At 60.8% G+C, this 15,438-nt stretch carries 13 protein-coding genes; 7 read left to right on the top strand and 6 right to left on the bottom strand.

Annotated features, from left to right (window positions below):
* Positions 1–7 precede the first annotated feature (7 nt).
* The 6 genes from AC3ITY_RS21455 (at position 8) to AC3ITY_RS21480 (ending at position 6,982) form a co-directional block, all read left to right on the top strand.
* Positions 8–1,006 (top strand): polysaccharide deacetylase family protein, encoded by a 999-nt coding sequence (locus AC3ITY_RS21455; RefSeq protein ID WP_489304786.1) that lies wholly within the window; start codon positions 8–10, stop codon positions 1,004–1,006.
* A complete protein-coding gene (locus AC3ITY_RS21460; RefSeq protein WP_489304788.1) occupies positions 1,003–2,307 on the top strand; it encodes a lipopolysaccharide biosynthesis protein in 1,305 nt (434 codons plus the stop codon). The genes AC3ITY_RS21455 and AC3ITY_RS21460 overlap by 4 nt, the downstream gene beginning before the upstream one ends.
* Positions 2,304–4,223, top strand: coding sequence for a hypothetical protein (locus AC3ITY_RS21465; protein WP_489304790.1), 1,920 nt, complete (start codon positions 2,304–2,306; stop codon positions 4,221–4,223). The genes AC3ITY_RS21460 and AC3ITY_RS21465 overlap by 4 nt, the downstream gene beginning before the upstream one ends.
* Before the next feature lie 84 nt (positions 4,224–4,307).
* Positions 4,308–4,994 (top strand): N-acetyltransferase, encoded by a 687-nt coding sequence (locus tag AC3ITY_RS21470; protein WP_489304791.1) that lies wholly within the window; start codon positions 4,308–4,310, stop codon positions 4,992–4,994.
* Positions 4,995–4,998: 4 nt separating this feature from the next.
* Positions 4,999–6,216 carry a GNAT family N-acetyltransferase gene (locus AC3ITY_RS21475; RefSeq protein WP_489304793.1) on the top strand — a complete coding sequence of 406 codons (1,218 nt, stop codon included), beginning with the start codon at positions 4,999–5,001 and terminating at the stop codon, positions 6,214–6,216.
* A complete protein-coding gene (locus AC3ITY_RS21480) occupies positions 6,188–6,982 on the top strand; it encodes a ChbG/HpnK family deacetylase (RefSeq protein ID WP_150752979.1) in 795 nt (264 codons plus the stop codon). Before AC3ITY_RS21475 ends, AC3ITY_RS21480 begins: the two co-directional genes overlap by 29 nt.
* A gap of 243 nt (positions 6,983–7,225) precedes the next feature.
* On the opposite strand, the gene AC3ITY_RS21485 is transcribed toward AC3ITY_RS21480, so the two are convergent.
* Positions 7,226–7,681: a hypothetical protein gene (locus AC3ITY_RS21485; protein WP_489304795.1), complete on the bottom strand. Its 456-nt coding sequence runs from the start codon at positions 7,679–7,681 to the stop codon at positions 7,226–7,228.
* Positions 7,682–8,026: 345 nt separating this feature from the next.
* A complete protein-coding gene (locus tag AC3ITY_RS21490; RefSeq protein WP_489304796.1) occupies positions 8,027–8,833 on the bottom strand; it encodes a class I SAM-dependent methyltransferase in 807 nt (268 codons plus the stop codon).
* Positions 8,834–9,005: 172 nt separating this feature from the next.
* On the opposite strand from AC3ITY_RS21490, the gene AC3ITY_RS21495 reads away from it, so the two are divergent.
* Positions 9,006–9,386, top strand: coding sequence for a hypothetical protein (locus AC3ITY_RS21495; RefSeq protein WP_489304797.1), 381 nt, complete (start codon positions 9,006–9,008; stop codon positions 9,384–9,386).
* A 271-nt stretch (positions 9,387–9,657) separates the two neighbouring features.
* Here AC3ITY_RS21495 and AC3ITY_RS21500 read toward each other — a convergent pair whose 3' ends face one another.
* The 4 genes from AC3ITY_RS21500 to AC3ITY_RS21515 form a co-directional block, all read right to left on the bottom strand.
* Positions 9,658–11,091: a sigma-54-dependent transcriptional regulator gene (locus AC3ITY_RS21500; protein ID WP_489304798.1), complete on the bottom strand. Its 1,434-nt coding sequence runs from the start codon at positions 11,089–11,091 to the stop codon at positions 9,658–9,660.
* Positions 11,060–12,553 carry a sensor histidine kinase gene (locus tag AC3ITY_RS21505; RefSeq protein ID WP_489304799.1) on the bottom strand — a complete coding sequence of 498 codons (1,494 nt, stop codon included), beginning with the start codon at positions 12,551–12,553 and terminating at the stop codon, positions 11,060–11,062. The genes AC3ITY_RS21500 and AC3ITY_RS21505 overlap by 32 nt, the downstream gene beginning before the upstream one ends.
* A gap of 102 nt (positions 12,554–12,655) precedes the next feature.
* Positions 12,656–13,756 carry an SCO family protein gene (locus AC3ITY_RS21510; RefSeq protein WP_489304800.1) on the bottom strand — a complete coding sequence of 367 codons (1,101 nt, stop codon included), beginning with the start codon at positions 13,754–13,756 and terminating at the stop codon, positions 12,656–12,658.
* A 201-nt stretch (positions 13,757–13,957) separates the two neighbouring features.
* Complete coding sequence (locus AC3ITY_RS21515) at positions 13,958–15,403, bottom strand: sensor histidine kinase (RefSeq protein WP_489304802.1); 1,446 nt, start codon at positions 15,401–15,403, stop codon at positions 13,958–13,960.
* Positions 15,404–15,438 lie beyond the last annotated feature (35 nt).

Consider the following 15,438-nt stretch of genomic DNA (forward strand, 5'->3'; position numbering starts at 1 on the left):
GCGTGCCGTGGCGATCAAACAACTGTTAAAACGCACCAGTGGCTGGCTGTACCTGAACTCCCCGGTCGGGCGCAATCAACTGCACGGCGCCGGAGTGATCCTGATGCTGCACCGGGTGCTGGCCAGCGACCAGGCCGCCGAACTGCCCCATCGCAATGAACTGTGCGTCGGGCCAAAGGCGTTTGAACATCTGCTGGTGTGGTTGAAAAAACACTTCGACTGCGTGCCGCTGATGGACATTCTGCAACCGGCTGCGCGCTCACAGCGGCCGAAAGTGGCGCTGACCTTCGACGACGGCTGGCGCGACAACGCGCTGAACGCGTTCCCGCTGCTGCAAAAACACCAAGTGCCGGCGAGCATCTTTCTGTCCACCGATTTCATCGGCAGCCGCCAGCGGTTCTGGTGGGAAAGCATCGGCGAAACCCTGTGGAACAGCCATGGCGAACAGGCACGCCTGCAGCTGATCGAACACTTGCAGCACCTGGGGCGCCCGTTGCCGACACTGTGCGATGACCCGGATCAGCAACGCCGCAGCCTGGCGTTGCTGAACTTTTTGCAGAGCCTGAAAACCCTGTCGCCGCTGGACCTCAATCGCCTGACCGACGACTGCCCGCAAGAGTCGTTGCCCCAGGCGCTGGACTGGCAGCAAGTGCGCCACCTGGAAGCGTCCGGCCTGGTGCGCTTCGGCCCCCACGGCGCCAGCCACGCCATCCTCACCGGTCTCGACGATCAACGCCTGGATGAAGAACTGAGCCGCAGTCGCGAGGCACTGCTCCACGGTTGCAACCGGCCGTTGCCGGTTTACTGCTACCCCAATGGCGACAACGATGCGCGGGTGCGCCAACAGGTGGCCAGGCATCACTTCCCGTTTGCCCTGGGCACCGGCACCGGCATTTATCGAGGAACCGAAGATCCACTGGCCCTGCCACGCTTCGGCGTCAGCCAGCGTACCGCGCGCAATCCCGGGTTGCTGTCCTGGCGCATCTACCGTGGGGCGCGTCCATGAGCCGCAACAACTACCTCAGGCACCTGGCCCTGAGCATGGGCACCAAACTGGTGATGATCGCCCTGCGCTTGCTGCGCAACGTGTTGCTGGCGCGGATTCTCGGCCCCAGCGAACGGGGCTTGTTTGCCTTGCTCAGCGCCCTGCCCGACCTGATCAGCGCTGCCACCAGCGGCGGCTTGAATTCAGCGGTGGGCTACCAGGCGGCCAAGCAGCGACCGATGGGCTTGCTGCTCAGCCAGGTGCTGCTGTTCGGTTGTCTGCCGGCGGCGTTGCTGACCTTACTGGTGGTGGCGCTGACCCGCGAGTTTGGCAGTGAACTGGACATCACCACGCAATTGGGCCTGCTCGCCTGGCTGTTGCTGTTGGCGGTGCCGCTGACCGTGCTCAAAAGCGGTTTGCTGACCCTGCACAACGCCTCGGGCGGCGTGGTCGCCTTCAATGCCTTGCGCCTGATCGAGTCGCTGGCGCCGCTGCTGGTGTTCCTTGCCCTGTTCTGGATGTGGAAAAGCGCAGCCCTGGAAGCAGCGCTGATCAGTTGGCTGACGGGAATCAGCCTGGTGGTGCTGGCCGGTTCGGTGTGGCTCAAGCGCGAGCATCCGCTGAACCTGCAATGGGACCGCGCCAGTCAAAACGAACTGCTGCGCTACAGCGCCCGCAGTCATCCAGACCTGCTGTTCCAGCAAGTGATTCTGCGCTCCGACTACCTGTTCATCGGTGCCCTGCTCGGCACCACGGCGCTGGGTCACTACGCCATGGCCAGCGCGGCCGCCGAGTTGCTGCTGATCGTTCCGGAAGCAGTGACCACACCGCTGATGAAGCGCCTGCTGCAACAGGAAGAAGGCATCGAAAAAGTCACGCCACTGGCCTTGCGCTTGACCGCTACGGTGATGCTCGGCGCTTGCCTGACCATGGCAGTGGTCGGTGAATGGTTGATCGTGACGCTGTTTGGCGAGGCCTATCAGCCTGCATATCCTGCGCTGCTGGCGCTGCTGCCGGGCCTGTTGGGTCTGTGCTACATGAGCATTCTGCGCCTGGACCTGCTGGGCAAAAACCGGCCCGGCACGATTTCGTTGTTGATGGGCCTCAGCGCCCTGCTCAACCTGGCGCTCAATGTGCTGCTGATCCCAACCTACGGCATCGTTGGCGCAGCCGCCGCATCCTCTATCGCGTACCTGGCCGTGACCCTGGCGCTGTTGGTGGTGTATTGCCGATTGAGCCACGTGCCGGTCTGGCAAACGCTCATCGTCCTGCCCGGCGACATCGCGCCGATGCTGCTGATGCTGCAACGGAAATCGGCATGAAACGCCTGTTATTGCTGGTGAGTCTTGGCCTCGGGCTGAGCGCCGAAGCCGCAACCATGCGCTGGGCCGATATCCGCGATGGCAGCCTGTACCTGCAAACGGACCGCCCCGACACCCTGACCGTGCTCTGGGCCCCGGTGTGGCAGGCTGAAGCCAACGAGGAACACCTGTACTTGCTCGACGGCCAGGGCAAACTCCAGAGCGAACGACTGATTGCCGCCAATGAGCCCCGCGGTAGTCAACGCTGGAACCTGGCGCCGGGCGCCGCCAGTTATCGACTGGAAATTCCTGGCTACAGCTTCCGCCGTTATACGGTTGAGCACGACGACCACACCGTCGCACTGTTCGCCCCGGCCAAGGTGCATTTCAGCGCCGAGCCCCAGGACGGTGACGAGTTGTATTTCAAGGTTGCGGCCGGTGAGCACGCGGTGCTGGCCGGTAAATTCCACGGCGGCGTCGGCGCGTTGCAAGCGCAGCGCGTGAGTGACGGCCAACAACGTTCACTGTCTCTGAAGCCTTACCCCGCCTATTGGCAGTTCGACAAAGCCGAGTTGCCCGTTGCAGCCACCGATCAAGTCTGGCGCCTGCACCTGAGCGGTAGCGGCAAGGTCGCATTCTGGCTCGACGGCACGGCCAACCTGTTCGCCCAGAACCCGCAACAGCTCAAACCCTTGCGCGAAGACGAAGGCCAGACCCGGCTGACGCTGCACAACGACGTGCTCGGCAAGACCCCGAACCTGGGGATCGCCCTGCCCTATGCGCGACTGCCGGATTCCAGTTTCGCCGTGCTCGATGCCCTGCAACCACAGGCCGGAACCTATTACAGCCTGGTCGACATCATGGCGACGCGGCCACATTACGAAGACGTGTTCCGCCGGCTGTATCAGGATCGCTTGGGCATCACCCAGGACATCACCCTGCTGGCCGGCAGACAGCGCCGGGCCGACCTGCGCGCCGACACCACCAGCAACGCCGGCCTCGACGCCTGGCTCGCCGCCACACGTGCACTTGGCGGCAAGGGCACGCACTACATCGGCTTTGCCGACGAACCGAACCTCAACTACCCGGACTACGCCAGCTACCAGCGCATCTTCAACAGCATGGCCTGGCAAGTGCGCAGCAACCCGGACAACGCCAAAGCCGGCGTACGCATCGCCATGCCGGCCAGTTCCCGGTTCGTCAATGGCCCGTTCGTCGACCATGCCGCCGACAAGCGCGGCATCGACTGGGCCCGACGCTTGCTGGCCGAGTCCGGCGACAAGATCGATGCGCTGGCCTGGCACGAATGGATGGTCCGCGACCTGCTGGCGACCCGTGTCTACCGCGATAGCGTACGCAAAGCGGCAGAGCTGGTGGGGCTAGACGCCCAGGGACGACCGCGCAAAGCCCTGTTGCTGGACCAGACCAACATGTCCAGCGGGGCCAGCCTCAGCCCTTACGATCAGGAAACCCACTACGCCTCGTTATGGTGGGCCTCGGTCATCATCAATGCTTCCCAGGACGGCTTGCTCGACATGCTCGGCTGGTTCCAGGCCGCCGACGAACCTGAGTATCCCAAGGGCATGTTGCGCGTGCTCGGCGAGGATGAATTCGAGCTCAAGCCCGTGGGCCTGGCGCAGCAATTTATCCGCCAGCATTGGCTACACGATGTCATGCGCCTGGAGAACGACGCCTTCGAGGTTGACGTGTTGGCCATGTCTGCCGGGCACCAACGCAGCCTGCTGGGCGTCAACAAAGGCTCACGCTTGCAGCGTGTGAGCCTGGCCGGCACGCAATGTCCTTTGACCCAGGGATCATTGCGCTATTTCGGCGCCGACAACCGCAGTCGCGACGCATCTTTCAAATGCCTGGAGGGTCACATCAACTTCGATTTACCAGGAGAAACCCTGTTTGCCCTCAGCTGGAGCACCTCATGAACGTCATTGATTTTTTACCGCGTGGACGATTCGTCGCGCCTTGAGTCAAACCACTCACGGCCAACACCGTCAGGAGTCAAAAACATGAATGTTCTGAAAAAACTCAGCGATCACATCAAGCAAAAAGGCTTGCGCGCCACCGTCGGCAAAGTGTGGAAACACTACGTATTTTTCCACGAAGAACTGTTGTGGATGGAGCGTGATCTGGTAAGCCCGGTGCCACCACACAACCTTCGGCCCTATTCACCGCTGCGACTGGAAACCATCACCCCACAGAACGCCGTGGCGTTCGCCAAACACTTCGGCGATCGCGTGGGCACCATGGCCGAATTGGCGTCCGACGGGTACACCGGGCACATGTACCTGGATGAAAACGGCGATACCGTGGCCTTTATCTGGGGCAGCACACGCGATTATCTCGACCGTCATTACTACGGCTGCATGTTCCCGGTGAAGCCAGGTGAGTTCTTCGAGTTCGCCATCGAGCAGATTCCTGCCTACCGGGGCACCACGCTGTCGGTCGATTTCCAGCTGAACCTGTGGAAAGCCATGGCTGATCAGGGTAGCAACAAAGTGGTGGATATCTGCGAGTCCCACAACATTCCCGCGCTCAAGATGCACATGCGCATGGGGTATCGCGAGCAGGGACGGATCATGAACATCTACCACCTGTTCGGCTGGCGCTTCTTCCGCGAAACCCGCTACAGCGGTTCCCGCCTGAATGCCTTGCGCAAACCGGCACCCTCTCCTGTTCCGGCCGAGGCGAGCTGATCTTATGTCTGCACGATTCGAATGGCGCACTTCGCTGTGCACCGACGACTTTCCGATAGCGGCTTACGAAGCGTTGCGCCTGCGCGTAACGGACCACACGCCGTTCAACACCCTGGCCTGGCTGTACGCCTCGGAACTGGCACTCAACCCGGGCGAGCAGTTGCACGTATTGCTTGGCTGGCAGGGTGAAGAACTGGCGCTGTGCCTGCCGCTGGTGGCGTCCGTGGAGCGCTTTGCGCGTTTGCCGTTTCGGGTCCTGCATCATTTGGGCTATCCCCTCGCCGACCGCCTCGCACTGCTGACGAGGCTGGACGACGACAATTTACGCAAGGCGCTGACGCAGATCCGGCAACGCCTGCCCCATGCCGTGCTGCAACTCAACGAACTGGCCGGTTCCACGGCCCAGGCACAGGCCCTGGCGCCGTGGCAGGCACTGAGTTCGACCGCCGAACAACGCCTCAGCTGTCGAGTGCCGGTGCACCTGATCAGCGAGGCCGACCATCAGGAAGTCTCCGGTGACCCGCGCTACAAACTGCGCCGCGCGCGCAAACGCATCGCCGCGTGTGGTGCCCAGGTGCGGCGGATTACCCCCGACTCCCTGACCATGGGGCCGCTATTGCAGGAAATCAGTGAAGTCGAAGCCGTGAGCTGGAAAGGCGATGAAGGGGTCGGGATTTTTTCCGATGCCCGCCATCGCCAGTGGATGGACCGCGCCTTCACCGCCCTGGCGGCCCGAGGCCTGGTGCGCGTGGTAGTGCTGGAGCTGGAGGGGCGCTGCATCAGCTATCGACTCGGCTTGTTGGAACAGGGCCGACTGTACGACTACAACCTGGCGTTCCTGCCGCAATATGCCGACCTGGGTAGCGGCCGGGTGCTGCTCGAAGAGTGGATTCGCTGGGGCCTGGAAGACAACTGGCAGTGGATCGATGCGTCACGGGTCAGCCTGGAAAACTCCAGCCATCAACTGCACGAACGCATGACCGGGCAACTGGAACACTGGCGCTGGAGTTTTTACTCCGGGCGCCCCAGCGGTCTGCTGCTGGGGCTGGCCTTGCGGATCTGGCAACGCTTCAAACCCCGATTGCAGCAATGGCGCGCCCGGCGCGCGGCGGTCGCAGTCGCCACCCCGGCGCCCGTCGCGACGCCTGCTGTCAAAGCGCCTGCACCTACGGAAAACCTCAAGGAGGGTAAACATGCCTCGGCAAGTGATAGTCAACGCTGACGATTTCGGCCTCAGTGCCTGCGAAAACGCGGTGATCCTGGGCGCGTTCCAGGCCGGGCTCATCAGCTCCGCCACCGCCATGGCCAACATGCCGGCGTTCGAAGCGGCCTGCGTCCTGGCCCGGCATCCGTTGCTCGAAGGCCGCATTGGCCTGCACTTCAACCTGACCTACGGCCGGCCGTTGAGCCAGAGCATTGTGCAGCGTCCGACGTTTTGCGACGGTGCCGGCGTGTTCGACCTCAACCTGCCCCGCACCCGCCTCTGGCTCGGACGCCGTGATCGCCACGCCGTGCTCGAAGAACTCGAAGCCCAGTGGCAGCGCTGCCTGGACAACGGCCTGCGCCCCAGCCACCTGGACTCCCATCAACACGTGCACAACATCTGGCCGATCGGCGAGATCGTCGCGCGCTTCGCCGCCCGCCAGGGGGTACCGGTGCGTCTGGCGCGCAATCTGGGACAAAACCTCAGCCTGCCCAAGCGCGTGTTCAAGGACCTGCTCAACCGTCGCCTGAGCAACCTGGCCGGCGCCACCGCCGACTACGTGTGCACCCCGGTGGATCTGCGCAACGCCGAGCCGCCACCCGATGGACTGCTGGAAATCGTCGCCCACCCGAACCAGCTCGGTGCCGACTTCGGCGATGCCTACCTGGAACCGGGCGAGTCCTTGAGTGCACTGCTGGAACAGCGCTTGCCGGGTGTGCCGCGGGTGGCCTATACCGCTGCGGGCGATGCTGCGCCTCACCGCGCACAGGGCGTTCTGGAATAATCCGCAATCCCTGTGGGAGTGTGGCCCCGCGATGGCTATGTGTCAGGTGCATCTGTTTTGATGGTGTGCATATCCGTTTCTGCGGTAACGGCGGCTAATGGTTCCGCCCTTATGCGGGTTACTTGGAAAAGCCCCAAGTAACCAAGGGCTCTTGCCCCTTACGTTCGGTGCCTCGCCAAGGCTCGGCATGCCCTTGCTCCGGTCCTGCTCCGTGGGCCCGCTGCGCAGAACCTCCGCTCGGCCTCACGAGGGGGCAAGAAGATCAAAAGCCAAAGCCAAAGCCAAAGCCAAAGCCAAAGCCAAAGCAAAAGCAAAAGCAAAAGCAAAAGCAAAAGCAAAAGCAAAAGCAAAAGCAAAAGCAAAAGCAAAAGCAAAAGCAAAAGCAAAAGCAAAAGCAAAAGCAAAAGCGAGGCGGCCTACCGGCCGGCCTGTTTGCTGGGTTCGTTCGCCTTGATGTACCTGATCGTCTGGCAGGCTGCCTTCGCGAGCAGGCTTGCTCCCACAGGGACTAAGTACATCCGCAAGATTTCGGTCGGCTGGCAGGCCGCCTTCGCGGGCAAGCCCGCTCCCACAGGGGCCGAGTACATCCGTACAATTCAGGCCAGCTTTCAGGCCGCCATTGTCGGAGCGCCGCCCGGACCAAGCCCACTCCCACAGAAAAGCAAAGGCAGATCGGCGTACACCACTGCTCTTCACCACTCATCAGGCCGAGCGTTAGCTCGCCTGCAGCTCTTGATCTTGATCCACCCGCCCCCTCGGCAGGCTGAGTGGAGGTGTTCATCCGGGGATGGGCGCGCAGCGCCGTTCGACGCAGTCGAACTCATTGCATGTAGGTCGCGCGAAGCCGACCGGAGGGCAATGCCCCCGGATGAATACCGGAGCGAAGGAACCCCGAGCCTTAGCGAGGGGCCGTACGTTCGGGGCGAGCGTTTTTTTGGTTACTTTTTTTAGGCGCTTGTAAAAAAAGTGACTCGCCGTAAGGGCGAAACCATAAGCCGCCGTTACCAAAAAACCAGATATGTGTCAGTCCGAGCTACACATCACTCAGCTCTTCACCACCACCCACGTAAAACACAACGGCAACTGCGCCACCTGCTGTTGATAGCGGTCATAGAGCTCTTCGCGGTTGGAATGCGGGTACTCCTTGAAGTGACGGATCTGCAACCCTGCCGCAATGGCGGCGCTGAAGAGGTCGCCCAGGGTGTGGACGAACCAGTAGGACGCCGCCGATGGCTGTTCGACCTTGCCTTCGTAGACGATCGGTTCGTGCTGCACGAACGGTTCGCGACGGAAGTATGAACTGGCCAGACGAAAAGGATCGGCTGCCTCGGGGTCGAACATTTCCAGGAACGGGTGGGTTTCATACACCACCAGCGCCCCACCCGGCTTCAGCGTGCCCGCCACATGACGGAAAAATTCGCCGATGTCCGGCATCCAGTTCAAGACGCCGATGGTGATCAGCGCCAAGTCAAAGCGCTCCTGCAATTGAGCAGGCAAGTGGTGAATGTCCGCTTCGATGAATTGCGGCGCATGGGGCGAGCGGGACGCCAGTTCCCGTGCCTGCCCGAGAAATGCTTCAGACTGGTCGACGCCCACCACGCTGCGCGCACCCAGGGCAAACAGCGACAGACTTTCGCGGCCGTTGTTGCAGCCCAGTTGCACCACCTCCTTGCCGTCGACACCTGTCTGGATCAGCAAAGCGGTCAGGGTGTCGTCCAGGCAGGAAAAACCCGCGTGCGCCACGCCCTTCAACAAGGCTTGCCATTCACAGGAGTCTTTGTGGTGACGGGCGGAGTCATTCCAGGCATCGCGGTTGCTGGCGATGGCTTGTTCTTTTGTCGGCAGTTCCATTGCACGCTCCAGGGCTTGGGTCGTCGATTTGACCGGCCGGAGTCTAGATCAACCTCATCCTGGCAGGTGTTGCGAACTTGTAATCCGCGCAGCGCCGACGGCTGTCCACGGCGGCAGCTATAGTTAATAACCTTGGGAGAAATGTGGTTAAACCGATTTAGCAGGTGTTGCCATGAAAAAAACCAATCTGACGCTTTTGGTCGCCTTCTACCTGAGCACGACCGCTGTCGCCCACGCCGACGACATGCCAAACACCACTGACTACAGCAGTGAGTTCAACTATTACGGCGCCGACCAACCCTTCGCGCACCCCGCACCACTGTCCATGAGCATCGTGCCACCAGGTTCGTACATCCCGACCGCACCCGGGGAATTCATTCCGGTTTCAAGTGAGCACGTGTTCTCCGACTCGCGCCTGCCGACCGTGGCCGACGCCACGGTTCGGGTGTTTATCCGCTCCTACGATCCGGAGCGCGGCGTGTACGTGAACCAGGAAGTCGAGAACCCCAGTTGCATGATGTCCTGTCTGAGGCAGGGCCCGGTGTTGCAGTGAGCACTAGGGGGCGTTCTCAATTGGTTTCCCCACCGCGTTGTCGCCTTAAAGCTGGCCAGGCAAGGCGTAGGCCGCTGGGAATGGTTGTTCCCTTTCCAAGGCCTGCAACGCAGCATGGCCAGCTTTAAGGCACAACCCGAAGGGCCGGGCCTGCTGTTGTGCAGGGCTGTGTTGCTCGAAGCTGATTTGGAATGACCAAACTGCGCTTCTCGCGCCTTGCCCTGCACAACAGCAGACCCGGCGCGGTAGGGAAACTAATTGAGAACGCCCCCTACCACTGGCGCTTGTCCGGACGGGCGAGGCCGAGTTTTTCGATCCGGTAGCGCAACATGTCACGGCTCAGGCCCAGCAGGCGTGCCGATTTGGTGACGTTCCAGTCCGTCTTGTCGAGCATCTTGCGCACCATGTCGCGCTCCACTTCCGGCAGGTTCATGGATTCGCTGCCGTTGTAGGACGGACGCGGTTCGCTGAAATGTTGCGGCTCGTGATGAAACATCGGTGGCTCATCCATCAAGCTCAGGCAGACGTTCAACTGATGGGCGGCAATGGTGTCGCTTTGCGCCAGCAACACGGTTTGCTCCAGCATGTTGCGCAATTCGCGCACGTTGCCCGGCCAGCTGTAACTGAGCAGCAAATCTTCGGCCTGGTCGCTGAAATGCAGATCCGGTTTACCGTAGCGTTTGCCGTGTAGCGCCAAAAAGTGCCGGGCCAGCAGCAGAATATCGGCGCCACGGGCATACAGGCGCGGCACCTTGATGGAAATGATGCGCAGGCGGAAAAACAGGTCGCGGCGGAATTTGCCTTGCTGGACCATCTGTTCGAGGTTGCAGTTGGTGGCGCTGATCACCCGCAGATTGACCTTGCGCTCCTTCACCGAACCAACCCGGCGAATGGTCCGGTCTTCCAGCAGCTTCAGCAGCTTGGCTTGCAGCAACAGGTCCATTTCACCGATTTCATCGAGGAACAGCGTGCCGCCATCGGCCGCTTCCACCAGCCCCAGGCGGCGCTCCTTGGCGTCTGTGAAGGCGCCCTTCTCGTGGCCGAACAGTTCCGACTCCACCAGATTGGACGGGATCGAAGCGCAGTTGAATTCAATGAACGGGCCCTTGGCGCGCGGGCCGTCGAAGTGCAGGGCCCGGGCCACCAGTTCCTTGCCGGTGCCCGTCTCGCCTTCCACCAGGACCGGCGGCAGATCACTGTTGGCCATCCGCCGTTCGGCGTCGAGCAATTGGGTGATGGTGCCCTTGAGGTACGCCATCGGTGCCGACTCGCCAATCAGTGCCTGCACCCCCGACTTCTGGGCCTCGCGCTCCTGGTAAAACGACAGCGTGCGCTCCATGCGGTCGGTGGCCAGGGCCTTGTCCAGCAGAAGCTTGAGCTCTGGCAGGGCCACTGGTTTGGTGACGTAGTGAAAAGCGCCCTCTTTCATCGCCACCACGGCGTCTTCGACGTTGCCGTAGCCGGTCATCATGATCACTTTCAGATCCGGCGCGCTGATGCGCAGCTTCTGGATCAGGTCGTGACCACTCATGCCCGGCAACGAGTTGTCGGTCAGTACCACGTCAGGCGCGAAAGAACCCAATTGCTCCAGTGCATCTTCGGCCGAGTGGCAAACGGTCACCTCGAAGCCCTTGCGCTCCAGGTAAGTCTGAATATTCTCGGCGAGGATTTCGTCATCCTCGACCAGCAGAATGCTGTGCTCCATATGCCCCTCCCGTTGCCACTTTGAAATTGAGACAAACGCGGGTTCCTTCCTGCTCCCGACTGGTCAGTTCGACCGAGCCGTCAAACCGTTCCATTATTCTTTTGACCAGGGCCAGGCCCACGCCCAACCCACCTTGCTTGGTGGTGAAAAACGGCTTGAAGACCATTTGTTGCTGTTGTTTGGACATGCCCTTGCCGGTGTCGGTCAGGGTCATGCTCACGTCGCCGGGCACCGAGGAATCGATCTCGATCGTCAGCACGCCACCCTTGGGCATGGCTTCCAGTGCATTAGCAAACAGGCTATTGAGTATTTGCGTGAGCAACACCTGTTGGCTGACGATCGGTGGCACGCTGACAGGAGAGAAACGCACTTCGACGTCCGAACGTTTGATCAGGGACTCAAAGGCACTCAAGGTGTCTTCGATGGCCAGCACCAGGTCGACCGTTTCACGGTCATCATTCATCGGCCGCAACGACACCAGCAATTCACGGACCCAGCGCGACATGCGGTCGACCTGATTGATGATGTCGCCAATGTTTTTCTGCGCGGTCTGGCTGGCAATGTTCTGGGCCAGTTCGGCGCTGGAACGGATATTGGCCAGCGGGTTGCGCAAGCTGTGGGCGACCGCCGAAGACATCTCGCCAAGGGCGACAAAGGTCTCGTTGGCGATCAATTGTTTCTGCTGGCTCTGCAACAGCGTCGCCGCGCGTCGCACGATCCAGTACAGCCCCAGGTAAATGGCCGCCCCGCCGATCAGTGTGGCCAGCCAGATCGCCTTGAAGCCACGCTGGATGCGTTCCACCAGGTCCAGCGGCTCTTTATAGATTTCCACCATGGCAATCACTTTGCTTCTGTCGGCGTTGAACATCGGAATGTAGTTCTCGACGAACAAATACTCCGGTTCGCGCAGCAAGCGCTGCTCGGGACGCGCCTCATCGACTTCGTGGTAGCTGGTGGACACCGGCGATTTCATTTCGAAGGATTCGTCCAGCTCATCGTCGCCTTCGATGCGCACGCCAATCAGCTCGGGGTTGGTCGACCAGACCACGGTGCGGTCCAGGGCGTACACCGTCGCCAGCAGGATGTCCGGCAGATGCTCCACATGGTCGAGAAACTCCACGCGCGCGGCGGCCCGGGATCCCGGGTTGACGTCGGGGTAGGCATGGTCCATGCGCGGGTCGAGCATTTCGCCAATGGTTTTGCCCGGCGAAATCCCGGCATGCCGGATTTCAGCCTCGCCAATGGACTGGATGAACTGCGCAGTCAGCATCGAATCGCGCTCGATGCTTTCGTCGACCACAAAGCGTGTGGAGATGTATCCCAGCCCCAGCGCCACCACCGCGATGATCAGAAAGCTCGCCAGGGAAAACCAGCGCAGTAAATTGAACTGCGGCCGCCACCCCTTGCGTTGTACTGCCGGAGCCTGCGGCGCAGCTACTTTTTGTTGTTCGAGTATCTGCATGGCGGTGTCCTGGATGCTTGAAATCGAGCCTGTTCAGCCGCGTTCTGGATCAGTGTAGGTGGCATTGATAGCCATTGACTGGCCCGCGTAATTTTTTTGACACTATTGCACCTTGGGCATGTCGGGTTGCGCGACCGAATGATGATGTTCAGGCTCCTCGTTACCACTGGCCAATGGCACCACCGGCGGATGCTGACGGTTGGTTTCTTCTTGCAAGAAATCGATGATGGACTGGACGGAACGCTCATCCAGCCGCAAGTTGGGCATCGGGATCTTGTTGTAGCGATCGAACAGCTCCATCGCAATCGGGTCCTTTTCCGCGAGCATGCGGTCAGGTTCGCGGATCCAGCGGTTGAGCCAGGCCGGATCGCGCTGATGGGTCACGCCGATCAGGTCCGGGCCGATGCTGTGCAGGCCGATGCCCTGTCCGTCCAGCGGACCGAGGCTGTGGCAAGACGCGCAACGGGTGCGGAACAGCTCTTCACCATTGCTCGGCGGACGGATTTGCGGTGCATCGGCATAGCTTTCTTCCACACTGGGCTGTTTCCAGTTCTGCAAGGTATTGGCCAGTTGGTCGGCCAGAATCCACGGGTTTTCGAACGGCGAGGATTTCATCCAGCGGCCCGTTGCCTGGTTGCCGACGATCAGGCTCAGGTTGTGGTCCTTGCTGCGCCCGTTATCGATGCCTTCGATAAACAGCCCCAGTTTTTTGCGCAGGTCGGTGACGTCGGCGAATTCCCCGGTGAGGAATTTCCACCCGGGCCCGACCTGGAAGCGTTGCGCATAGGCCTTGAGCACCTCGGGGGTATCACTCAAGGGGTCGATGCTGATGGAGTAGAAGAAGACGTCCTTGCCGACCCGATCCCCCAGCAGTTTCTGCACCTGGCGCAGGCGCGCGGTTTCCAGGGGGCAGGAGTCGCTGCACGAGGTGAAGATGAAGTTGATCACCACCACCTTGCCTTTGATCATGTCATCGAAAAAACGCAGTTGCTGACCGTCCTGGTCGGTCAGCAGGGTGTTGGGGAAATAGTTGCCACCCCACGGAGTGTTGTCTTCAACGACAGCGGGTTCGCCAGTGGATGCGGGAGCAGGTGCGGGCGTCGACGTCGGCTGGCTGGCGACCAGCAGCTGGCTGGCCAGCAAACCGGTCACCAACATCAGTACCAGGTGCATGCCCAAGGCCCGTGAGCGTGGTGAATGCATCTCTTTTTTTTCCATCACCAGCCGCCTCGATGTGGTGAAGGGGGTCATGATGGTTTTGCAAGGACCTCGCCAATCATGTGTTTTTTTTATAAAAAAGTACTAACACTCAACAAAACAATGATTTATCAAAATCAATGGGCGATGACCGTGGAAATGACCGGGGATTGAACCCCCGATATTGGGGATAGTTCATCCCCGTTTTCAGGGGACCAGATTAAACAACAGACGGACAGTGGTGCCCTCGCCTTCACGGCTATCCAGGGTCACCGCACCGCCAAAACGCTCCATGATCCGCTTGACCAGCACCAGCCCGACTCCCAGCCCGCCCTGCTTGGTAGTGAAGAACGGCCGGAAGGCCATGGTGCGCTGTTCTTCGCTCATGCCTTTGCCGGTATCGCTCACCCTCACGCTGACGCGCTGGGCATCGCGCGGCTCGATCTGGATGGTCAGCGTACCGCCGCCGTCCATGGCTTCCACCGCATTGGACAGCAGGCTGTTGAGGATCTGGGTCAATTGCACGTGCTGGCTCAGTACCATGGGCGTCTGGTCCGGCTCGAACACCACGTTGACCCTGGCCTTGCTGATCTGATGCTCGTAAGCCATCAGGCTGTCATGCAGGGCCGCCACCAGGTTCACAGGTTCGGCCTCGTCATTGAGCGGTCGCAAGGACTGAAGCAACTCCCGGACCCACGTCGACATGCGATCGACCTGACCAATAATGTCGTTGATGTTTCCGTGTGCCGGACCGCTGTCGAACTCCATCGCCAGCTCGGCGCTTGAACGGATGTTCGCCAACGGATTGCGCAGACTGTGGGCGACCGCCGAGGACACCTCCCCCAGAGCCACAAAGGTTTCGTTGGTGATCAATTGCTTCTGCTGCGTCGCCAACAGGATCGCCGCCCGCCGCACGATCCAGTACAGGCCCAGGTAAATCAGACTGCCGCCCAGGGCGGTCGCCAGCCAGATCAGCACCAGGCCGCGCTCCATGCGGTTGATCAGGTCCTGCGGCTCTTTGTAAATCTCGACCATCGCCGTGACGGTGCTGCCATCGGCGTCGAACAGGGGAATGTAGTTTTCGATGAAGGTGTATTTGGGTGGCTCCAGGAACTTCTGCTCCATGCGGGATTTGTCCACATCGTGGTAACTGGTCGACACGGAAATTTTCGAGTTGAATGCCCGGTCGAGGTCTTCATCGCCATGGATCGTGGTGCCCATCAAGGCCGGGTTGGTCGACCAGATCACCATGCGGTCGGGCGCATAGATGTTGGCCAGGATCACGTCCGGCAAATTTTCGATATGGTCGAGGAAATCATCACGGGCACTGGCTCGGGACAGCGGGTCGACGTCAGGAAAGTCCTTGTCTTTTCGTGGGTCGAGCAACTCGCCCATGGTCCGGACGTTGGGAATCGACACATGGCGCACCTCGGCCGAGGCAATCGCCTGTATGAATTGTGAGGTCAATAGCGCATCGCGCTGCACGCTTTCGGTAATCACGAACCGCGAGGACACCGCCCCCAGCGCCACCGCCACCGTGCCGATCACCACCATGCTGACCAGCGAAAACCAGCGCAGCAGATCGAACGGCTCCTTGCGCGTGTTCAAGCGAACTTCGCTTTCGGTCGCAAGTACTTTGGCGATGCTGTTCATGGACACGGTTCCCGGAAACCCCCTATAGGTTTATA

It is taken from the genome of Pseudomonas sp. GL_091, assembly GCF_057837725.1.